General features: G+C 46.9%; 21 protein-coding genes and 1 pseudogene. 13 read left to right on the forward strand and 9 right to left on the reverse strand.

Annotated features, from left to right (window positions below; all coding sequences use genetic code 11):
- The 4 genes from AC3A14_RS00370 to folB all read right to left on the reverse strand — a co-directional run.
- Positions 1–1037 (reverse strand): GTP cyclohydrolase II (locus AC3A14_RS00370; protein ID WP_487778890.1); only part of this gene is annotated, 1037 nt, incomplete at its 3' end.
- Between the two features lie 88 nt (positions 1038–1125).
- Complete coding sequence (gene mutY / locus AC3A14_RS00375; protein ID WP_318698569.1) at positions 1126–2256, reverse strand: A/G-specific adenine glycosylase; 1131 nt, start codon at positions 2254–2256, stop codon at positions 1126–1128.
- Between the two features lie 33 nt (positions 2257–2289).
- Positions 2290–2631, reverse strand: coding sequence for a DUF760 domain-containing protein (locus AC3A14_RS00380; protein ID WP_318698568.1), 342 nt, complete (start codon positions 2629–2631; stop codon positions 2290–2292).
- Positions 2632–2830: 199 nt separating this feature from the next.
- Complete coding sequence (gene folB / locus AC3A14_RS00385) at positions 2831–3217, reverse strand: dihydroneopterin aldolase (protein ID WP_413038691.1); 387 nt, start codon at positions 3215–3217, stop codon at positions 2831–2833.
- A gap of 166 nt (positions 3218–3383) precedes the next feature.
- Between folB and AC3A14_RS00390 the strand changes: the two genes are divergently transcribed.
- The gene (locus AC3A14_RS00390; protein WP_318698566.1) at positions 3384–3644 is read left to right on the forward strand and encodes a hypothetical protein; all 261 of its coding nucleotides are present in this window, start codon (positions 3384–3386) and stop codon (positions 3642–3644) included.
- Here AC3A14_RS00390 and AC3A14_RS00395 read toward each other — a convergent pair.
- A complete protein-coding gene (locus tag AC3A14_RS00395; RefSeq protein WP_318731970.1) occupies positions 3614–4591 on the reverse strand; it encodes a Rieske 2Fe-2S domain-containing protein in 978 nt (325 codons plus the stop codon). The two genes, AC3A14_RS00390 and AC3A14_RS00395, sit on opposite strands and share 31 nt — an antisense overlap.
- 384 nt (positions 4592–4975) lie before the next feature.
- Between AC3A14_RS00395 and AC3A14_RS00400 the strand changes: the two are divergent.
- The 5 genes and pseudogenes from AC3A14_RS00400 to AC3A14_RS00420 form a co-directional block, all read left to right on the forward strand.
- Positions 4976–5443, forward strand: a pseudogene (locus AC3A14_RS00400) (DJ-1/PfpI family protein); the annotation flags it as partial.
- Between the two features lie 106 nt (positions 5444–5549).
- Positions 5550–6197 (forward strand): TetR/AcrR family transcriptional regulator, encoded by a 648-nt coding sequence (locus AC3A14_RS00405; RefSeq protein WP_413038690.1) that lies wholly within the window; start codon positions 5550–5552, stop codon positions 6195–6197.
- Positions 6198–6348: 151 nt separating this feature from the next.
- Positions 6349–7197, forward strand: coding sequence for an AraC family transcriptional regulator (locus AC3A14_RS00410; protein WP_318698562.1), 849 nt, complete (start codon positions 6349–6351; stop codon positions 7195–7197).
- Positions 7198–7291: 94 nt separating this feature from the next.
- A complete protein-coding gene (locus AC3A14_RS00415) occupies positions 7292–7996 on the forward strand; it encodes an AzlC family ABC transporter permease (RefSeq protein ID WP_413039058.1) in 705 nt (234 codons plus the stop codon).
- Positions 7997–8033: 37 nt separating this feature from the next.
- Positions 8034–8363: an AzlD domain-containing protein gene (locus tag AC3A14_RS00420; protein ID WP_318698560.1), complete on the forward strand. Its 330-nt coding sequence runs from the start codon at positions 8034–8036 to the stop codon at positions 8361–8363.
- A 164-nt stretch (positions 8364–8527) separates the two neighbouring features.
- On the opposite strand, the gene AC3A14_RS00425 is transcribed toward AC3A14_RS00420, so the two are convergent.
- The 4 genes from AC3A14_RS00425 to AC3A14_RS00440 form a co-directional block, all read right to left on the reverse strand.
- Positions 8528–9460, reverse strand: coding sequence for a HEAT repeat domain-containing protein (locus AC3A14_RS00425; protein ID WP_318731972.1), 933 nt, complete (start codon positions 9458–9460; stop codon positions 8528–8530).
- Between the two features lie 303 nt (positions 9461–9763).
- A complete protein-coding gene (locus AC3A14_RS00430; RefSeq protein WP_318731973.1) occupies positions 9764–11125 on the reverse strand; it encodes a glycosyltransferase family 4 protein in 1362 nt (453 codons plus the stop codon).
- 32 nt (positions 11126–11157) lie between these two features.
- Positions 11158–12600, reverse strand: coding sequence for a sulfotransferase (locus AC3A14_RS00435; protein WP_318731974.1), 1443 nt, complete (start codon positions 12598–12600; stop codon positions 11158–11160).
- 139 nt (positions 12601–12739) lie between these two features.
- The gene (locus AC3A14_RS00440) at positions 12740–13714 is read right to left on the reverse strand and encodes a glycosyltransferase family 2 protein (RefSeq protein ID WP_318731975.1); all 975 of its coding nucleotides are present in this window, start codon (positions 13712–13714) and stop codon (positions 12740–12742) included.
- A 45-nt stretch (positions 13715–13759) separates the two neighbouring features.
- Between AC3A14_RS00440 and AC3A14_RS00445 the strand changes: the two genes are divergently transcribed.
- The 7 genes from AC3A14_RS00445 to AC3A14_RS00475 all read left to right on the forward strand — a co-directional run bounded on the left by AC3A14_RS00445 (position 13760) and on the right by AC3A14_RS00475 (position 21519).
- A complete protein-coding gene (locus AC3A14_RS00445; protein ID WP_318719490.1) occupies positions 13760–14029 on the forward strand; it encodes a hypothetical protein in 270 nt (89 codons plus the stop codon).
- 35 nt (positions 14030–14064) lie between these two features.
- Entirely contained in the window at positions 14065–14811 is a 747-nt protein-coding gene (locus AC3A14_RS00450; protein ID WP_318719489.1) for a DUF1995 family protein, read from the forward strand.
- 272 nt (positions 14812–15083) lie between these two features.
- On the forward strand, positions 15084–15845 hold the full coding sequence (locus AC3A14_RS00455; RefSeq protein ID WP_318731977.1) for a metallophosphoesterase family protein: 762 nt from the start codon (positions 15084–15086) through the stop codon (positions 15843–15845).
- A gap of 119 nt (positions 15846–15964) precedes the next feature.
- A complete protein-coding gene (locus AC3A14_RS00460; RefSeq protein ID WP_318731978.1) occupies positions 15965–17074 on the forward strand; it encodes an S-(hydroxymethyl)glutathione dehydrogenase/class III alcohol dehydrogenase in 1110 nt (369 codons plus the stop codon).
- A gap of 26 nt (positions 17075–17100) precedes the next feature.
- Complete coding sequence (locus AC3A14_RS00465) at positions 17101–18489, forward strand: D-alanyl-D-alanine carboxypeptidase (RefSeq protein WP_318731979.1); 1389 nt, start codon at positions 17101–17103, stop codon at positions 18487–18489.
- A gap of 323 nt (positions 18490–18812) precedes the next feature.
- Positions 18813–20081, forward strand: a complete 1269-nt coding sequence (locus AC3A14_RS00470; RefSeq protein ID WP_318731980.1) for a hydroxymethylglutaryl-CoA reductase — start codon at positions 18813–18815, stop codon at positions 20079–20081.
- Between the two features lie 145 nt (positions 20082–20226).
- Entirely contained in the window at positions 20227–21519 is a 1293-nt protein-coding gene (locus AC3A14_RS00475; protein ID WP_318731981.1) for a glutamate-5-semialdehyde dehydrogenase, read from the forward strand.
- Positions 21520–21523: the final 4 nt, after the last annotated feature.

The following is a 21523-nucleotide window of genomic DNA, read 5'->3' on the forward strand; positions in this document are numbered from 1 at the left end:
CCTAACCAATGCAAGACATCGGGCATAAATTCCTGAAAGCGCATATCTTGAACTCCCGCTACACATTCGGTGCGCTCAAAATAGGCTGTTGCTCGATCGCCTCCTTCCTGACGTTTGCGAGCATTATAGACGAGAAACTTAGTGACTTCACCCAGGGCACGACCTTCCTTCCGGAAATAGACAATTACCCCTAAGCCCCCTTCTTGGGCAGTCCGAATACAGACCTCAATCCCATGGGCAAGATAGGGACGACAGGTGCAAATATCGGAGCCAAAGACATCAGAACCATTGCACTCATCATGGACGCGAACAGCGATGGGGCGATCTCGATCCGCAATTGCCCTTAAATCGCCAATCAAATACACCGTTGAACCACCGATGGGGGGCAAGTATAACACCAAATCTGGCCGCGTCACCAACTCCGGAAACATGCCCCCCGTCTGTTCAAACAGGGCATGACGCAAATCCATTTCTTCTACCCCAATGCGTTTGGCGATTCCCGGTAAATACCACACTGGTTCGATCGCTGCTTTGACCACGACTAAATCCCCACCTTCCTTTAAGATCTGGCCATCAACGTTCAACCGTCCCTTACTGACGGCTTCTTGAAGTTCGGGCATATTGATATGGGCTTGGGTAATGGCGATTGTTGGCCGAATATCGATTCCTTGTTCGTAGAATTGCGTATAAATGTCACCCACACGAGCGCCAAAGGGGTCTAGAGAAACAATTTTATCCGGATCGGTCCAACTGGGATGGGGACCAATGTCTGCCACGGGTGCCGTATTGGTTAGATCCGCTCGATGTTCTGGATTCAGCGCTTGACGAGCAACCGCTAGGGCACGATAAATGGCATAGGAACCGGAATGGGTTCCTATCACATTTCGGTGAGCAGGATTGGTTAATGTAGCAATTACTGGTCCTCTGGCAATCGGATCGGAATTGCCCCAATCAATGGCGATCGGTTTTGCCCCACTGCTGCGAGGATGGGATGTGAGGACAATAGGTTTAGATTTACGACGGGTTGAATCAGCCATAGAGAGCAGGGAAGAGTAGACAAAGGTTGAAACTATACCGTATTGTGTCACGATTTTTGAGACTGGGGCAGAAAGTTAGCTATACAAGCTATTGCCTATACCCTATTCCCTGCTCGCGTAGGGCTTCAATAATTTTCAGATTAGCTTTGGGAAAGGGAAATTGGTCTAATTCTTCTAAGGTAACCCAACGAATTTCTTGGCATTCTATCGCTTGAGGCGTACCCGAACCGTAGCGACAATTATAAACATTTAAGGTGACCCGAAAATGGGTATAGGCATGGTCAATGGTAATTAGACGATCGCCCACTTCTATCTCGATCGCTAATTCTTCTTGAATTTCCCGTTTAATACATTCTGGAAGCGTTTCGCCCGGTTCGAGCTTGCCACCTGGGAATTCCCACAAACCCCCAAGTAATCCTTTGTCTAAACGACGGTCAATGAGCAGTTGTCCTCGATCGTTCCAGATGACGGCAACACCGATGTTTTTGTGGGGCCGAACAGGGGGAGTTTCACGCATGGGCCAATGGGTAGGGGTTCCGGTTTGATGGGCGAGACAATGGGAATTCCAAGGACAGCGATCGCACTTTGGCACTTTCGGAGTACAAAGGGTTGCCCCTAAGTCCATCAGAGCTTGATTAAAGTCTCTCGGACGATCCCGATCTACAATAGCATCAGATAATGCCCAAAGCTGTTTCTGGGATTTCCCTGGGGGCTTCGGTAGCGTTATTAGTCTAGCCAAAATGCGTTTAACATTACCATCTAAAATGGAAATGGGCTGATTAAAGGCAGCGCTGAGAATGCCGCCAGCCGTTGTCCGGCCAATACCTGGTAGACTTAAAACCGCTTCTAGCTGTTGGGGAAAAATGCCCTGATGCTCTTCCATGACTTGCTGGGCTGCTCGATATAAATTTCGCGCCCGGCTATAATAACCGAGTCCCTCCCAGAGTTTCAGCACCTGTTGCAGATTAGCTTGAGCTAAGGTTTCTAGGGTGGGAAAAGCGTGCAACCAGCGATCGTAATAGGGTAAAACCGTCTTCACTTGGGTTTGCTGGAGCATGATCTCAGAAATCCAGATGGGGTAAGGGTCTCGTTCTTTTCGCCAAGGCAAGACCCGACCCGCATCACCATACCAGCGCAGCAAAGAAGTCCGGAGATCCTCAAGAACAGCCGGTTCAGGCGACTTCCAAGGAGTTTGTAGTGATTTAGATAATGAAGACACCTGAACTTACTGGAAACTTGACTTCAGTAAACTTTACTCCATCTCACTTGCGTGGGATTCAGAGGCTGACCAAGTATTTTCAAACATCATACGCTGTTCGGCATTACGCAAAAAATAGCCACTGATCATGGCAGAGGCTAAGAGGCGACCTAGGTTTTCTCGGTTGGTTGTTACGGTAACCCCAAACTGTTCTGATGGGAGATGGCCCAGAAGTCCCATGATGTTGTTTTCCATGACTTGGAAAACTTCCGAAGAGGTAGGTTTAGAGAGTTGAGCCACGGTTTCCGGACTCAAGGATTGAACATAGTCCCATAATAAGTTATTGTCAGTGTCGCCCTGAAATAATTCAGGATTTTGATTCGACGGGTTATTCACGTTAGACCTCCGTACAGTTCACCGCGACAACTTCTAGCCTTTTAGGTTGGAGCCGCTTTTGCAAATCAGATTGAACAAGAGTCTACTACTGTAGTGTATTGTCAATCTCATTTGCCTATAAACTAATGTAACAGTTTCTTGCAAAAGGCGGGGGGCCTCAAGCGAATTGAAGATAATCAATCTGCTCTGTTGACTGGAATTAGGCAAATTGGGGATTCGTGCGAGTAATGTCAACCGTGACTTGGCCGCTAAAGTCGGGTATGGGAGGAGATTTAATCACGCGTACACCAACTTTTTGTACGGGAGGGCGTTGGTGGGGTTGGTTTTCCCGGTTTAGAAGTTCATCGGCGATCGCCGTCGCCAATTTCTCGATTAAGTCAAATTTATTGCTACTCACAATTCCTTTAACGATCTCAATCGCTTCACAATAATTGAACGTATCATCGAGATCATCACTCGCTCCAGATACCGATAAATCTAACCACAGGGACAGCTCAACTGTAAACCATTGTCCCAGTATTTTTTCTTCCGGTAAGTAGCCAATATATCCATAACAGCGAATATTGGAGACGTGAATACAATCCATCATTAACTTAAGAGCAGGGATAAAGAGTTTATGCAGTTGATTATCCCATTACCAGGGGACAGCGAGCAACTGGGCATGAGTAAGGCGTAAACTTTTTTCGCCAGTGGTGTAACGTTAGAATAGGATATTTCTAGGAATTGAAATGTTTTAGACAGAGGTAAGTACTATGATTGGTGAATACAAGTTGGCGAAAATAATAAGCGAACGAGGTAATGCTATATTTTTTGCTCAGGTATTTGTGGAAGTTGAATATTTTGATGGTGAAAATACTGTGATTGATTCAATAATAGAAAAAACAATCAATAGAAGAGCAGCAGAAGTGAATTCAGAAACTCATAGTGATTGGATTAATGCAGCAATAGAAGGAGCTAGGCCAACTTTACAATACTTAAAACATCAGAGTGTAAGCATCGAGTCCCAGTGTTGATAAAGGTCTTCTGCGTAGAACATAATTTCTTCATTAGGCAGATGAATTTTAGCTTTTTGCCGTGGATATAAACTTTCAAGACATTTAACGTCTTGTTGCACCACAACCACAATTGAAGCCATATTGAGTAAGGACTCTTGCATGACCGATTTCAGTGCGGGATCGCTGAATTTTGCATAGAGCAAAATAAATGTTTTGGTTGTCGTCTCTGTTTCCGGATAAAGAATATGACCTTGATAAGTTTGAACATCAGGGGAAACTAAGCAAAAGAACTGTGTTGATGGAAACACATATTCTAGAAAATTATGCATAATTTCTGGAATAGCTCCTAGGGCAGGATTGGCGGCAATTTCCTCTGGTGTATAATCAGCTTTCTCCACAGTTTGCGAAACCTTGGCATAGATGCCCTCTTTAGTTACGAATTTCGACTGACAGGATTTAACTTTAAAAAATTCTCGATGGGTGCCATTTTGATGATCGTGATCGTAGTTAATCATCAGACTACTCAAAAAATCACTTTGAATGCTTCTCTGGGCTGTTACGCCTAGAAATTCGTACTCAGAGGCGACCTGTCGGTGCAACTCAGGAACAGGGAACCGAGGCTCAAATCCACCGTAAGTCCAGATCAAATCGCCATCAACAATTAACTCTAAGGGGTCAGCCAATGGCGCTTGACTCAACTGACCTTCTCGCCACAAGTGACCCGATCCGTCGAATTCTATAGCATGAAATGGACAGGCTATCGTATTGTGCTGCTCACAAATCCAGCCATTGGATAAAGGGGCTTGCATATGCGGACAAATGTTATTGAGAGCGAATACTTCTCCAGAGGGATTCTGCCAAAGGACATAATCTTGGGCATTCAAGGTGACTTTATATGGGCGATTGATACCCAGCATGGACTTGTGCGCGATTAGCCAAGGCGCACCAGGAAGAATTGGTTGCATAATGAAGGAACGTAAGTTAAACAGGTGTTTAGTTAGTTAAACGTCTGTTTAGTTGTGCTGTCAAGTGCTTCTGAGGGAAAACATTGAGCGGATGATTATTGACCGAGAAAGCGATCGCGCCCAAGATCAACCTGCAACTCTACAACCCTAGCAGATCGCCCACTCTGTTCGCCCAGCGATCGAGAGAGGCTAAATTTTTTACTCGATTGAGACAAGTCATGCGGATAAGATTCAGTTGAAAAACAGCTTAAATTTACCTAAAATTTTAGTGTATACTAGCAGCCTAACACTGCGTTGGTGCAGGATAGAACATAGGTTGTCGGTGAGTATTTAAGGCTGCCTGCCGCCGCACAACGCTGCCGTTATGAGTAAAGAGAGTATCAAATGAATATCGGGATATATATCTATGAAGAAGCAGAAGTATTAGATTTCTCTGATCCGTTCGAGGTATTTTCTACGGCTGCTAGGCTTAGTGAGGAAGTCGATCTTTTCAATGTGTTTTTAGTAGCAGAGTCGAATGAGCCAATCAAAGCTAGGGGTGGTTATATGGTGCTGCCCAACTTTGGCTTCTCAAATCACCCTTCGATTGATGTTCTGATCGTGGTTGGGGGTGTACACATTCGTGAGATGAGGAAGACTCACGTTATAGAATGGATATCGCTACAGGCAAATAAAGCATCAATCGTTGCATCAGTGTGTACAGGTGCGTTTTTACTTGCGCAAGCTGGTGTACTCAAATCCAACAAGGTGACAACTCATTGGGAAGATACGGATGATCTAAGGCGGTTGTTCCCAAAACTAGAGGTAGTGGAAGGAGTTAGATGGGTTGATGAGGGTAACCTGCTAACATCTTTGATGTCCAGTTAGTTAAACACTCATTTAGTTAGCCTGTCAAGTGCTGCTGAGGGAAAATAAGGTTTAGGCTCGATAGAGTAGTCTGTTTACGAAAATGCTCTAGATCGTGTCCAAGCCATTTGACCCGACTGCCAAGAAAGAGAAACAAAGGCGTAATCCAGAAGTTACAAAAGCTAATATTCTGGCCGCCGCGATTGAAGAATTTGCACAGTATGGTTTATCTGGCGCAAGGACGGAAGCGATCGCAACTCGCAGTGGAGTAACCAAGGCGATGCTCTGCTACTACTTTAAAAACAAAGAAACCTTGTATCAATCCGTCTTGCAGGAGCTGGTTGATGAAATTAACCAGGCTTTTCAATCGATTGATTTAGAGAGATTATCCCCTGAACAGGCATTAGAAACGGTTGTGCGAAACTATATCGAGTTTGAAGTGAGTCATCGTTGGCATGGAATGCTCTGGTTTCAAGAAGCCATTCAGAATCAAGGACGCTACGGCGAACAGACGGGTTGGGAAGCCGGGTTTCAATCCATTGTTCAGATCTTGGAGCGAGGAATTGCGGAAGGGCAATTTCGACCGGTCGATCCATTTCTAACCGCCATTAATATCTTAGGGGTTTGTTCTTTCTACTTTGATGCCTATGAAAACTTGAAGTATCTCAATACCGAGAAAGCACTCCTCAGTGCTGAAATGGTTAAACAGCAAACTGAAACGGCGGTTGAATTCATTCTTGCTGGACTAACGACTTCTTGACAGGGAGTCAAGAGATGGGGCGATCGCCCCAAGACCAAGCAGCATAACAAACCCCTACTGCCTGCAAAAACGTCCAAGACAGCGATCGCAACTCATCCATTAGACTGGGAAATATTCCCCGTCAGGGTTATGAACCAGAGGCTTATCCGATATGGCGCATCAGATATCCACAACCGAACAGGTCAAATTTTGGCGCGATCCAGTCCTCAACGATCTGGAAATGCTGCACGCCACCTACATTACCTATTCCTTCTCGCGCCATGCTCACGAAGGCTTTGGCATTGCCATTGTCGAATCTGGGGCAATGGAGTTTGAATATGAAGGCGAGACCTACATTGCTCCACCCGGGAGCGTGGTGGTGACCCAACCGGGGGCGATTCATACAGGGGGGGCAGTCTTGGAAACAGGATGGACTTATCGCACCCTCTTGCCCGCTGCCGATTGGCTCCAGCAAGCCGCAACTGAATTGGCCGAGCGCCCCAAGGGAATTCCCTATTTTGCCTCACCCCTCATTCACGACAAACACCTCAATCGCTTACTTCTCCAACTTCATCGCAGTCTCGAAGCCATGCCATCCCCCTTGGAACGGGAATCCCGCTTTCTGTGGGGCATGGCGCAACTGATTAATGCCCATGCGAGCGATCGCTCCTGGGTCAAACCAATCGGTCAAGAACATTCAACCGTTGAACGGGTGCGCGAGTATTTAAATACCAACTACCATGCAAATATTTCCCTCGAAGAACTGGCTAATCTGGTGGATCTAACTCCATTGCGACTCTTGCGCACCTTCCGCAAACAGGTCGGATTGCCACCCCACACCTATCTCAACCAAGTGCGAGTTTACCAAGCTAAACGGTTACTCGCAGCAGGCTGGTCAATTATCAATACCGCGTTGGAAACCGGCTTTACCGATCAGAGCCATCTTCACCGCCACTTCAAGAAAATAGTGGGACTCACTCCAGGACAGTATGTCCGGGGCTGCAAAAACGTACAAGATTAACCGGAATTAATCCTGATAGGCTAGCCATCATCAAGTCTACTGGCTATCCTCAATGATCCAACTTCAAGAAGGTTCTCACTCAAAGAGGCGAATTCTGTCTCCCCAGGCTGAATTCTGGACTGGGGCGCGGGATATCTTGCCGCTAATTATTGGGGCGATTCCCTTTGGCATTATCTTTGGTACGTTGGCCACCAGCAATGGCCTATCCATTGGCGGCACGTTGGCAATGTCAGCCTTTGTATATGCGGGATCGTCCCAGTTCATTGCCGTAGGTCTGATGGCGGCGGGGACGGGCTGGCTGCTGATTGTATTGACTACCTTTATTGTCAATCTTCGGCATTTGCTGTACGGTGTTAGCCTCCTTCCCTACCTCCAATCCCTGCCCCAACGCTGGCAGGCGACTCTGGGCTTTTTTCTCACAGATGAGTCATTTGCCATTGCCATTCGACGTTACGAACAGGTTGATGGTGCTTCGATGAAGCACTGGTACTTTTTGGGAGCATCAGTGACGATGTATGTCAGTTGGCAATTGTCCACGCTGCTTGGCATTACGATCGATCAGACTCTACCCAATGCCGCGAATTGGGGACTCGATTTTGCCATGTCCGTTACCTTCATCGGCATGATTGTGCCCTATGTCAAAACGAAGCCCATGGCGATCTCCACCCTCGTTTCCGGGATGGTTGCTCTGCTTGCCTATCCTTTACCTCACAAACTGGGGCTGATCGTAGCGGCGATCGCTGGAATTACTGCTGGTGTCCTCAGCGAACGGATTCTCAAACCCAGACCGAATCTATGAAATTCAATCGAACTGTACTCTGTGGGAGTAAGCAGCTATGATCCATGAAGAACTTATGATTGCGGGAATGGCGATCGCCACATTCTCAATTCGCTATGTCATCTTTGGGACGAGTCGCCATATCACTCTGTCCCCCTCATTATTGAATGCCTTGCGCTATGTCCCGCCTGTGGTGTTGACTGCGATTGTGGTGCCAGAAGTGTTAATGAGTGATGGTGGGCTAGATATGAGTTGGATGAATGCTCGCTTAGTGGGGGCGATCGCCGCTGTTCTGATTGCCACAACGACTCAGAACCTCTTGTTTACTATTGGTCTAGGTATGGCTATATTCTTCGGCTGGAATGGATTTCTCAACCTATTGTTATAAGAAACATGCTGAAAACCCTGTGGATTCGTTGCACCAAGAATCCACGCGTCTTTAGAGCAGGCAGTGTCAACAACAGGGATTCAGAGGCAAGAGGCGATCGCCGATGCAACCTACGATAATCTCGTGTTGAGGGGTAAGGTAAGTTACTCTTAGCCCATTCCTCCTTACTCCTCGTCCCAATCATCATCTTCTGGGGTGCTATTTTCGAGTTTCGTAATCGCCAGTTTAATCACTTGCCCTACAGAGGATTCATTCTCCTGAGTTAAAGCAGTTTGTAGGGATGATATCACCGTTCGATCGCCGATTTTCATTAAGGATAGAGCCGCGCTTTTGCGACTTTCTGCCTCTGAATGCTGGAGTAGCTCTAAAAGCGGAGGAATACCTTGGGTATATTTCAAATTGCCTAACGCGGTTGCGGCTTCACAGCGCACGATAGAGGCAGCATCATTTAAAGATTGTAATAATAACTCAAGTTCGCGATCGCAGTTTCCGGGATTTTCTTGAGCCACTTGCACAATCACTTCTATCACTGCTGCTCGCACTTCTGGGGACTCAGAATACATTTGTTCATACACCAAATCCTTGGCTTCCGAACCAATAAAGGCCAATGCCCAACCCACTAATCCCTTATAATTTTCTGGATGATTGGGATTGGAGAGAATATCGAGTAGAGCCGGAACTGCGACTTCTCCGGTTCTGGCTAAAGCTCCCACAGAAGAGCCTTTAACCACCATATCATCATCATTGAGCAGGGCTTGAACCAGCGTGGGAACCGCTGTCGGATCGGCAATTAAGGTTAAGGTTTTCGCTGCTGCTCGTCGCACGACAGGATTGGTATGATGTTGTAGAGCTTCCAATAACACCGGGGTGGCAGGTGTCCCAATTTTTCCGATGGTTTCCGCAAAACTGAGGCGCACCATCCCCCTAGAATCGCCCAAGCATTCTACCATCTGTTGCAAAACTTGGCGATCGCCATCATCAAACTCTTCAGCAACCATTTGCGCTTGCACGCTTTGCAAAAAAGCATCGGTTTCTTCAGCAGACAAAGCACCCAGGCGATCGCCAGTGGAAAATTCAGCAGGAGAGGGATAATTCATAACAAACTACAGTAAGCAGAACCTTAATTTTATAACGAAAAGGGTGGGTTTACTTCAGAAGATGGCTATGTGCCCATGTGTATCTTTCCCTCCCATTTCTGAATTCATGTGTCCTTTATCGAACCCTCAATAATTCCTGCCACAATTGCCCCTACCGGTGTTTGCTTGAGTCCTTCCATCAGTCCACCCTTTGCAGCATTAATCGAAAGTTTGTCCAGGGTGGACAGGAAGATAAGCGATCTTATTCAAGTTCTACCTCTCTTTTCCTGCCCCCCTACGATGTGACCCTCAATTTTTAATTGATTAAGGCAGAGCAAACCCCTTAGATTTCTTCTTCTTCTTACCCTTCGACTCCTTCGCACTGCCATTTTGCATATACGCCTTCATCTGTGCAGTAAACCCATCTCCATCCGCATTCGGCAGATTTCCCTTAGCGATATTTTCCACAATTTGAACATGCTTAGGTAACAAATCCTTCAGCGCATATTGCTCCACAATTAATTCCCTCGCCTTTTCACGCAAAGGAGCCATTCGATCGCGGTTATCTAAAGCCTCACCTACCCGTTGAGCAATCTCTTTCGGTGAGAAGAAATCCACTAATAAACCATTCTCTCCATCCCGGATCATTTCTCGTACCGGAGCAGTATCGGAACCCACAATTAAACATCCTGTGGCTAAGGATTCCATCATCGACCAAGATAATACAAACGGTCGAGTTAAATAGACTCGCACAGTTGAGGCTTGTAGGACTTGTAAATAGAGTCCATAGGGAAGAGGCCCGGTAAAATGTACCCGTGACATATCCAAGTTTAAGCGCTCTAACATCGCCTGTTTATAGGTTTTGCCATCGGGTAAAGATTTACCGTAACACACCCGGTCTTCTCCCACAATCACCACATGACAATTGGGGCGCTTTTCCTGAAGATAAACAATGGATTCCATGAACTGAGGAAAGCCGCGATAGGGTTCCATTCCCCTAGTGGCATAGGTGACAATTTCATCGACTCCAGATAAATCGAGTGGCTCGATATTTTTACTGTATCCTTCACCGGTGAATTTCATTTTTGCGCCTGGATTGGGCTTAAAATAATCTGTATCGATGCCATCGAAAATTACAGATAACTTGCTTTGAAATTCTGGTGGAAATTGGGACTTTTGCCACTGGGTCGGACAGACTCCCCAATCACAGTTATATAAGTCTTGTAAAATCCCAGCGTTTTTAACCCGAATTCGACATAAATCATCAGCCGAAAGGGGTTCTGAAGGATCAAAATCAGCATCGGTTCCCCTGGCGTGATAAAACCATTCGTAATAGCACAGAAGGGGAGATTCGGGGAAAACTTCTTTCAAAAATAAGGTTGGTCCCCATCCAGAATGGCCATACATAATATCGGGAATAAACCCTTCTGCTCTCAGTTTCTCCGCGACTCGATACACACTTTGACCATACAAAACGGCACTTTCAAAAGGGCGGACATAGTGATGGGTTTCCGCTCTTGGTTCCCGACTGGGATTAAACAGAACTTTTTGCACTCCAGGAATCACCCATTCTGGGCGTTCATTTTTGGTAATGAAAACGACTTGATTGTTGGGGTTGCTGCCAAAGACGTTGGCTAAATGGCGGAATTGGGCAGGAAAATTGGGGTGTAAAAATAGGATTTTCATGGATTTTAATGAACCATTGGACAGATGAAAATTTAATTTTGTTCAGGAGCGCGACAGATCCAAATACAATCTCTGGGCACTAATTCCGTATTTTGTTCTAAGATTTCATAGCCCAAGGTGGTGAGGAATTTTTCCATGATTTCATTGGTCATAATGGAAAAGGCAGTTCCATCTCGTTTTCCAAGGAGATTATGGGGATAGTCATTGAGGAATTTTTCCCATCCGAGAGGGGAGAGGATGTTACTATGGTGGAATAAACAGAGTCGTCTACCGCGCAAAAGTGGGGGGATTTGGACTAGATAATTATAAATATCTCGCGGTTCGATATGAACCATGGTATCGTAACAGAAACACACATCGATACTTGCCGGTTTAATGCTTTCTAGGGTGAGTCCATTGAGTTTGACGTAGGATGTACGTTCAGTTCCTAATCTTTCTTGAGTGGCTTTGAGCATTTGGGCGGAAATATCAGCACAAACTAACTCTTGACAATAGTTCAATAATAGGGCAGCGGTTTTACCTCCACCAATACCAATTTCTAGGACGCGATCGCCAGATTCGATATAAGGTGCGATTAAATGGGTTTCGATTAACTGCTCGTATTCAGATAGGGAAGATGCGGCTCCTGCTTGTTTTCCGATCCACTCATCGCCAACATGCTGATATTGGGGATCGGTAGATGTCCAATTTTGGGCGTAGTTATCCCAAGCGCCTTCATAATCAATGGGGCTGGATGGTTTAGTCATAGTCCAAGGTAAGGGTTGATGAAGATAAACAGATAAACGTTGGTTGTGAGGGGTAAAATAGTCGGTAAGCTGTTGATACAGTTGGGGAGAAACGTTGGGGTAATCTCCAGCATCATAAACGGGAGTGTCGGTTAAGGTATGGGGCGGTAATTGGAGAAATTCATAGACTCGATTGGCGATCGCCTGGGGATGAGCATAAAAGTCTTCTGCGAGTAAAATCAGGAATTGTTCTGGAGGAAAGTAGTGCTGCCAACGGAGCAGTTGATCGATGTATATACCTCGCTCTAAATAACTGTAATGGCGATGGTTAAAGCTATGGTAAAAGGGGTTGGCTTGGATTTTTTCCACTTCTGTTTGCAGTCGCTGGGGTTCGCTGGCGATCGCTGCTTCTAATCCCAACGATTCAAATCCCCACCTTACCTCATGATAATAATGGGAAATTGCCCGCTTGACCGGATCGCGCAATAGCACAATCAACTTCACATCTGGATAACATTGGTGAACCCGTTGGGGAACACAGGGATGATAGAGATAATAGGGACTCGCTTCCCCTTTGATTCCCGGTTGAGGAAACTGTTCCTTATACCAGGAAACGCCGCGATCGAAGTGTAAGCTAAAGAAATGGAGTTCTTTTTCCGTCGCTGGACTGATCCCTGGATGTTCAATGAGATGATGATAGAGGGAAGTTGTCCCGCTTTTTTGCGCTCCTATAATGAGGTAATCGACCATAAACCGGTTATTGAGAGTCCTTAGGCAGGCTAGCCAACGCTTACTTAATAGACTTCTTGCAGAAGTCAGGGAATAGGGGATAGGGAATAGGGAATAGGGATAAAAATATAGGATTACTCCATTGCTATTTATTTTCTACCTACTTATGCAAGAGGTCTAATAATCTTTTAACATCTTTGCGGCATTTATGAACAAAAACCCGGAGGGCTATTCCCTGGGAACCATAGCCTGCTTGCCAACTGCGCCAACCTAGCTGTAGGATTGGTAAACCAAAATTGAGGAGGCGATCGCCAAAAGGATTGTTTTCTACCTCTTGGGGATTGAGATTTAGGCGATCGCACACTGCATGGTTCAAGTTGCAATGGGTGATATAGCTCCTTCCCCTGAGTTTTTCAGCTTTCTGCAATCCAGTCATCACTTCTTGGGAAAGAGTTCCGGCATTTTCTACTACTCCCACGGTGTTCGTGTCATGAATGCGATATCGCACCAAGGGGGTAGGAATATGGGCAATTTTCCCCTGATGGGAAGCAATGAGCGCTATCCACCAATCATGATACCAATTGCCGCCCTTTCGGAATGGAAACGGCAGCACGAGAGAGAGCAGTTGGGGGCGAAACATCATCGTACATCCGGTTAAGGTGTTGCGCAGGAGCAGCAGTTGGGGGGTGAGATTTTGGGGAGATCGCTGTTCAAATTCCCACGCAGAAGGATAACAAGTGTCGTCTTGCGCATCGATTAGCTCTAGGTCAGAATGGACTAAAAGAGCGGATTGGGACTCTAAAGCGTGCCATTGACGCTCCAGTTTATCCGGTAACCAAATATCATCTTGATCGCAACAGGCGATCGCCTCCAACCGTTGATCTCCTACACATAATTCTAATCCCCGCTCAAAGTTATGATAAGATCCCACATTTTCCGAGTAGGAATGGAAGTGAAAACGGCGATCGCCGGCGATCGTTGCTTGAATCTGGCTTTGACACGCTTCAGATGAGCGATCGTCAACCACATGACACATCCAATCTTGCCAAGTTTGCCCCTGCAAAGACTCAATTTGTTTGCGCAAATACTCCATATTGGGGTTATACGTTGCTAGAATAATTCCAATTTTTCCCATTACCAATTCCCGATAAAATGATGTGAAAATTTGAGGATAACCAGAGTGAAGAAAGCCAAGGGAAAACGCCCCGTTTATTTAGATAACGCCAAAGTAGATCGGTTATTAACGATGATTATGACATTAGCCAGTGAGGTTTCTGTCTTGCACGATCGCCTCGATACCCTCGAACGATTAGCCCAGGAAAAAGGTATCCTTTCCCTGGAAGACATTGAAGCCTATCAACCCGATGAGCAAACGCAACAGCAACGGGAACAGTGGCGACAGGCTTATCTGGAGCGCTTGTTAGGCGATCTCGCCACGGATCATGAATAATGAATAACTGGAAACCCCAGAAATACAAACCACCCATGACTGCATTACCCCAAACTCTAGATGAGGCGATCTCCCAAGCGAAAGCAGCAACGTTGCAAGCCCTCGAAGATGGAAGACGCTTAATTCAAGTAGAGTTAGTCTTTCCCGAAATTGCCCTAGAAGCGCAGAAGCTCGCCCAAGACTTTATCCCCATTTTGCAAGAGTTTGGGGGACAACCAAAAATCTTCTTTCCAGATACCGGAGCGGCAGCTCTAGCCCGTCGAGACTGGGGTGAAACTCCCTTTAAAGTCACGGATTTAGGCAGTAGCCGATCGCCCATCGATAATAAAATAGACCCCGAAGACGAGAGCTTTCTAGTTGTTAACCCCTCATCCGTAGAAGTCGGGCAAGTCGAGCGTCTGGTGAACTTAGCCGGCGATCGTCCCATCATTCTTTTAATCCCGAAACTCGAAGATGTCGCTGTTGTCGGTATTGGTTATACGGCTCGTCAACTGCGCGAGAGACTCTTAAGCCAAATCTACTCCTGTTATTACATCCGTCCCCTAGAAGGCGCAGCCCTCTATCGCTGCCATCCCCATCCCTGGCAAGTTTGGCTCGAAACCGCAGACGGTAGTTATACTCAAATTGCCGAACAACCGCAAAAACCTGTAGGCGAAGCCCTAGATCGGATTTTAATCCGAGCAACGACTGGAGAAAATACGGAAGAAGCCACCCCGACTCAGAAACGGCGAGGGGGGATTTTCGGTGAACTCGAACGCTTTATTAAAGCTTTGACTCAATAAACCCAGAACAGTTGTCCAGGACTAAACTTTGTCAGTACACTGTAGGGACACCAAAATAGCTCAGATCTTAAAGTAGATCGGCAAAGCTAACTGGGTGTTGAGGAAGCTTGTGGCAACTTACCCTGGATTCCTCATACCCTATTCTCTATGATGATGCACCTTAAAAATTGGCCTAGAGCAACTTGCCTCCCAAGGATCGATTAAGGGCAAGGTTAAAGAGAAAGGGTATCAGTACGGAACCGACTTGATTAGCACACAGGGAATACAAAGCAATGATAGGAGCAACAGGACGACGAGTTTTTATTGGTGATGTCCATGGGAATTATGATGGCTTAATGCATCTTCTGGAGGCGATCGCTCCTGTAGAGAGCGATGACTTATACTTCTTAGGAGATCTGATCGATCGCGGGCCAAAAAGCGCAGAAACCGTTAACTTCGTTCGTGATAGTGGTTATCCCTGCATTCGAGGCAACCACGAACAACTACTGATCGACAGTTTTCCAGACGGCAAAATCCATTATCCCGCCCTCCAAGCATGGCTCTATAGTGGCGGACAAGCTACTCTGAGTAGTTATCAAGATGCCCAACTCCTTCTTGAGCATCTGCAATGGATTAGCAATCTTCCCCTATACCTCGATCTCGGCGATGTTTGGCTTGTCCATGCTGGAGTTCATCCCGATTTACCCATCGACGAGCAAACCGAATATGAACTCTGTTGGATTCGCGATCGATTTCACTGCATTCCCACTCCCTACTTCCCCGATAAAACCATTATCACCGGCCACACCATTACCTTTACCTTCCCTGGTGTGTTACCCGGTCAAATTGTCCAAGGACAAGGCTGGTTAGATATCGACACGGGAGCCTACCATCGCCGCAGTGGATGGTTAACCGCCCTAGACTGGACAAACCAACAAGTTTATCAAGTCAACATCTATCATCAAGCAGTCCGTGTCTTGCCTCTAGAAGAAAGTATCACTTTTATAGAACCGGAAGCCATTATTCCTCGACATCCAGTTGCCGCCAACCATTAATAATAGGCAATAGGCACGAATAGCAATCGGCAATAGAAAATGTTCTAACTATTCTTTGCCCTGCTATACATAGCGTGATAAGGTATGATCTCCCTCTAAGTCGATCGCCATCCTCAACCATGGAAACCAAAGCTGCTATTGCCTTTGCCCCTAATCAACCCCTGAGCATTGAAACCGTCAGTCTGCAACCTCCGGAAGCTGGAGAAGTATTAATTGAAATCAAAGCGACAGGTATTTGCCACACGGATGCCTATACCCTTTCTGGGGCCGATCCAGAAGGACTTTTTCCCGCCATCCTAGGTCATGAAGGTGCAGGTGTCGTCGTAGAAGTTGGCCCAGGGGTCACCAGTCTCAAACCTGGCGATCATGTGATTCCTCTGTATGTTCCCGAATGTCGCCAGTGTGAATATTGCCTCAGTCTAAAAACAAACTTGTGCCAAGCGATCCGTACTACCCAAGGACGGGGCGTGATGCCCGATGGAAGCAGTCGGTTTGCGTTTAATGGCGAGATGCTCCATCACTATATGGGCACTTCAACCTTTTCTAATTATACCGTTGTCCCAGAAATTTCCGTAGCCAAAATTCGCGAAGATGCCCCGTTTGATAAGGTTTGCTATATCGGTTGCGGGGTAACAACGGGAATTGGAGCCGTGATTAATACGGCAAAAGTAGAACCGGGTTCTAAGGTCATTGTGTTTGGCTTAGGGGGAATTGGCTTAAATGTAATTCAAGGGGCAAAAATGGTGGGAGCCGATCGCATTATAGGCGTTGATCTGAATCCCCAAAAACGAGCTTTGGCGGAAAAATTTGGCATGACGGATTTTGTCAATCCCCAGGAGGTGGAAGGAGATTTAGTCCCTTATTTGGTGGATTTAACGAAAGGCGGTGCAGATTATACGTTTGAATGTATTGGCAATGTGGAGGTGATGCGCCAAGCGTTGGAATCTTGTCATAAGGGATGGGGCGTTTCGACGATTGTTGGTGTAGCGGGAGCTGGACAAGAAATTAAGACTCGCCCGTTTCAGTTGGTGACGGGACGGGTTTGGAAAGGAACGGCGTTTGGAGGGGCAAGGGGACGAACGGATGTCCCAAAAATTGTGGATTGGTATATGGAAGGGAAGATTAATATTGATGATTTAATTACCCATGTGTTGCCAATTGAGCAGATTAATGAGGGATTTGAGTTGATGCATAAAGGCAGTTCAATTCGCACTGTGGTAACGTTTTAAAGGCAGATTAGGAACAGGCGGTAATTATGATGTTGCGTGTCATTTCTCGTTTGGGTGTTGGAGTGATTTTACCGGCGATCGCCGCTTTCGGACTGATCGGGTGTGAAGAAGAAGATTCTTTTCTGCCACCTGCACCGCCTCCCGATATTTCTCAACCGGAGGTTCCCACCACTCCAGAAGTGGCGACTCCCACACCAACTCCCTCCCCCAGTCCTACCCCTGCGGCGAAACCCACTACCCAACTAGCTGCCCCAGAAAATCCCGATCCCCAGGTGAATGCTCAAGTGCAGGAAACTCTAGATACCATGGCGAATAAGGGATATCCCAAAGCCAATCAAGGGGTATGGATGCAGTCTGGAGATACCCTATTAGCGAATTATCAAGGGACAACTTTATTACCCGCCGCCTCTTTAACCAAAATCGCCACCACATTAGCCGTATTAGACACGTTTGGCCCAAAACATCAATTTGTTACTCAAATTGGCTATACCGGAACCCTAGAGAATGGAGTGATTAACGGGGATTTAGTGATTATTGGCGATCGCGATCCCTTCTTTGTCTGGGAAGATGCGATCGCCCTCGGCAATGCCTTAATAGACATGGGGATCAAACAAGTGACTGGGGATTTAGTCATTGTTGGTTCCTTTTACATGAACTACGAAGAGAACCCTAAAACCTCTGGCGCTCTATTGCGTCAAGGCTTAAACGTGCAACTGTGGCCGGATCGAGCCTATCTGCAATATGAAACCCTACCTGACAATACCCCGCAACCGGAACTGAGTACGGGTGGCTTGATCAAGACAACAACTACAACACCCGCTAACGTTAAACCCCTTGTGCGTTATTCCTCCCTTCCCGTCGCCGAATTGCTGAAAAAAATGAACCAATACAGCAATAATCCCATGGCAGAAATGTTCGCTGGCATGGTGGGAAGTGCAGGAACCGTCGCCCAAAAAGCGGCCACTCTTGCCGGTGTCCCCCCAGCCGAGATTAAACTCATTAATGGATCGGGATTAGGGGAAGAAAACCAAATGTCCCCACGAGCGGCGATCGGCCTATTCTTAGGGATTCAAAAACTTTTACAACCCCATCAAATGACCATTGGTGATGTAGTTGCTATTGTCGGAGAAGACGAAGGCATCTTAACATCACGCCCTTTACCCAAATTTGCTGTTGTCAAATCAGGCAGCCTCTACGTCGTCAGTACCTTGGGTGGAGCCTTGCCCACCGCTCAAAAAGGGGTCGTTTGGTTTGCTATGTTTAATGGGGGTAGCTACTACGAAGACTTTCGAGAAGAGCAAGAAGCTTTCCTTAACAAACTCGTTCGCCAATGGGGAGTTGTATCGAGCCTACCGGAAGAATTAAAACCCGGCTTACCTCCAACCTCTGGATCTCGGATCGAGAAAGTAAAGTGATATCCCTCTTTTGTCACTCAGGGACAACTCTGGTCTTGACTGAATTCTAGAACTCTTAGAGGATCGGCGATCGCGATCGCCGATCCTCACCCCATAAATAGCGTTTCTTTCTTTTATGAGGTACATTAATGACTGTTTTTAACAATAGCTAGAACAGCTAAAAGCGCCACCGAGTCTGTTGTCTGCTCCCCCTATCTCCCTATCCCCCCATCCCCAAGCGCTGTATTCCTTATAACGTCTATACTCTAGACTCATTTTTACCCCTTAAGTTCTGCAACTTATGCCTGAAACAATAACCATTAAACCTTCTCCCCCAAGCCATTATGTCTACCCCCCACCGTCAAGCCAACCAATATGTCCGAGAACTTCTAGAACAGAACCGCCTAACGGAACTCTCAGACAAACTGCTACCCAACCCTAAACCCTTACCCCGCAAATTTCGCGGAGCATTTCGCCTCAGTCGTCAACGGGTAGAACAGCATTGGAAGCAACTGGAGACTCTCCCAGAAACCCAAGCCAATTTATTAGATGGGCAAACGCTCTCTCAACTGGAAACTTATCAGTATAATATTGAAAACTTTATCGGTACAGTGAAACTTCCGGTGGGTATTGCCGGTCCCCTGCGAGTCAATGGACTGTTTGCTCAAGGGGATTATCATGTGCCTTTAGCCACTACTGAAGCAGCCCTAGTCGCCTCCTATTCGCGGGGATGCCAACTGATTTCCGAGGTAGGAGGCTGTCAAGCCTTATTACTCAATGAAGCGGTCAACCGCACTCCTGGATTTGCGTTTAGTACCTTGCAAGAGGTGGGCTTATTTTTGGCTTGGGTGGTAGGGGAACAAGAAAGCTTTAAGCAAGAAGCAGAACAAACCACGCGCTACGGAAAACTAATCGATACTCGAATTACCGTAGAAGGCAATCATGTTTATCTGGATTTTCAGTTTACGACAGGGGACGCGGCTGGCCAAAACATGGTGACTTTGGCGACGGATGTCATTTGTCAGTATATCCTCAGCCAGAGTCCTGTGGCTCCGCAATATTGGTTTATTGAGGCTAATTTATCGGGGGATAAAAAGGCCAGCGCCCAATCATTTTCTGGAGTGCGAGGTAAAAAAGTAACAGCGGAAGTAAAGATACCAGCTCAGTTAGTTGCCCAACGGTTGCACACGACTCCAGAACAAATGGTGAACTATTGGCGGATGTCAGCTTTGGGGGGCACAATGAGCGGGACGATAGGGATTCAAGGGCATTATGCCAATGGGTTGGCGGCGTTGTATATTGCTTGTGGTCAGGATGCTGCTTGTGTGGCGGAGTCTGCGGTGGGGGTAACGCGGTTTGAGTTAACCCTAGAGGGGGATTTATATGCGGCGGTGACGTTGCCCAATCTAATTGTGGGTACGGTGGGAGGAGGTACGGGGCTACCCAGTCAGCAGGCTTGTTTGCAGATTTTGGGGTTGGCGGGTGCGGGTAAGGCAAGGGCGTTTGCCGAGATGTGCGCGGGGTTGGCGTTGGCGGGAGAGTTGTCGATTATTGGGGCATTGTCTGCGGGAGAGTTTGTGCAGGCTCATGCTCGGTTGGCGCGGGAGCGTTGAAGAAGGACGAGGGGATGGGTAGATGCGGGGATGTGGTAGACTTTTGGGAACACTAGCCTCTTTGTTGAAGTAGAGGTAACTAAATTGTTTCGGCTGTCGCCGACCTGAAAATTATTAATTGTTAGATTGTTAATTTTAATTGCTCATGAGTTCTTCCACGTTAGTCGAATTGGCCCAGAAAACACGACAAGGGGCGCGTCAGTTAGCTGGATTGACGACAGAAGAGAAAAATCAGGCTATCGAGGCGATCGCCAAATCCTTAGAACAGGCTCTACCGGAAATTCTAGCAGCGAACCAAGCCGATTGTGAAGCGGCGATCGCCGCAGGCATTGCTAAACCCCTCTATCATCGTCTGAAATTGGATGAAACGAAGTTGAAAGGGAATATCGCTGGGGTGCGGGATGTACAAAAGTTACCCGATCCGGTGGGGACGGTTGAGATTCATCGAGAGTTGGATGAGGGTTTGGTTCTGAAACGGATCAGTTGTCCGTTGGGGGTTTTGGGGGTGATTTTTGAAGCGCGTCCTGAAGCAGCAATCCAGATTTCTACGTTGGCGATTAAGTCGGGAAATGGGGTGATTCTCAAGGGTGGAAAGGAAGCGATTCAGTCGTGTGAGGCGATTGTCAAGGCGATTCGACAAGGGTTATCGAAAACGGCGGTTAGCCCGGATGTGGTACAACTTTTGACCACCCGCGAAGAAACGGTGGCGCTGTTGAAGTTAGACCCATATGTGGATTTGATTATTCCTAGGGGTTCTAATTCTTTTGTCCGGTTTGTCCAGGAGAATACGAATATTCCCGTGTTGGGTCATGCCGATGGTATTTGTCACCTCTATCTGGATGAATCTGCGGATCTGGAAAAGGCGATCGCCATCACGGTCGATGCCAAAACCCAATATCCGGCTGCCTGTAATGCCATCGAAACCCTCTTAGTGCATCGCTCCTGCGCTCCGCAGATTCTTCACCCAGTTGCCCAAGCGCTACAAGATAAAGGGGTGAAATTACTTGGAGATGATGCAACGTCTGAAAGATTAGGGATTCCCACAGCCACAGAAGCGGATTGGTCTACAGAGTACAGCGATCTGATTTTAGCGATTAAACAGGTGGACTCTCTAGAGGAGGCAGTAGATCATATTAATACCTATGGATCGAAGCATACAGATGCGATCGTTACCGAAAACCCCCAAGCCGCGCAACTCTTCCTAAATCAAGTTGATGCTGCTGGCGTTTATCATAACTGTTCTACTCGCTTTGCCGACGGGTTCCGCTATGGTTTTGGTGCAGAAGTTGGCATCAGCACCCAACAAATGCCCCCACGCGGCCCTGTAGGATTAGAAGGATTAATTACCTATAAATATCAAGTTACCGGTAACGGTCATATTTCCACTACCTACACTGGAGTGAATGCCAAACCCTTTACCCACAAAGAGCTAGGGTAGGGAG

Source organism: Roseofilum sp. (assembly GCF_982964205.1).

Coding starts and splice junctions, on each gene's coding strand:
- AC3A14_RS00395 (WP_318731970.1), bottom strand. CDS start 4,591: ATGCAACCAATTCTTCCTGGTGCGCCTTGGCTAATCGCGCACAAGTCC.
- AC3A14_RS00465 (WP_318731979.1), top strand. CDS start 17,101: ATGATGTTGCGTGTCATTTCTCGTTTGGGTGTTGGAGTGATTTTACCG.
- AC3A14_RS00450 (WP_318719489.1), top strand. CDS start 14,065: ATGACTGCATTACCCCAAACTCTAGATGAGGCGATCTCCCAAGCGAAA.
- AC3A14_RS00410 (WP_318698562.1), top strand. CDS start 6,349: ATGGCGCATCAGATATCCACAACCGAACAGGTCAAATTTTGGCGCGAT.
- AC3A14_RS00470 (WP_318731980.1), top strand. CDS start 18,813: ATGTCTACCCCCCACCGTCAAGCCAACCAATATGTCCGAGAACTTCTA.
- AC3A14_RS00430 (WP_318731973.1), bottom strand. CDS start 11,125: ATGAAAATCCTATTTTTACACCCCAATTTTCCTGCCCAATTCCGCCAT.
- AC3A14_RS00455 (WP_318731977.1), top strand. CDS start 15,084: ATGATAGGAGCAACAGGACGACGAGTTTTTATTGGTGATGTCCATGGG.
- AC3A14_RS00435 (WP_318731974.1), bottom strand. CDS start 12,600: ATGGTCGATTACCTCATTATAGGAGCGCAAAAAAGCGGGACAACTTCC.
- AC3A14_RS00460 (WP_318731978.1), top strand. CDS start 15,965: ATGGAAACCAAAGCTGCTATTGCCTTTGCCCCTAATCAACCCCTGAGC.
- AC3A14_RS00420 (WP_318698560.1), top strand. CDS start 8,034: ATGATCCATGAAGAACTTATGATTGCGGGAATGGCGATCGCCACATTC.
- folB (WP_413038691.1), bottom strand. CDS start 3,217: ATGGATTGTATTCACGTCTCCAATATTCGCTGTTATGGATATATTGGC.
- AC3A14_RS00425 (WP_318731972.1), bottom strand. CDS start 9,460: ATGAATTATCCCTCTCCTGCTGAATTTTCCACTGGCGATCGCCTGGGT.
- AC3A14_RS00475 (WP_318731981.1), top strand. CDS start 20,227: ATGAGTTCTTCCACGTTAGTCGAATTGGCCCAGAAAACACGACAAGGG.
- AC3A14_RS00390 (WP_318698566.1), top strand. CDS start 3,384: ATGATTGGTGAATACAAGTTGGCGAAAATAATAAGCGAACGAGGTAAT.
- AC3A14_RS00440 (WP_318731975.1), bottom strand. CDS start 13,714: ATGGGAAAAATTGGAATTATTCTAGCAACGTATAACCCCAATATGGAG.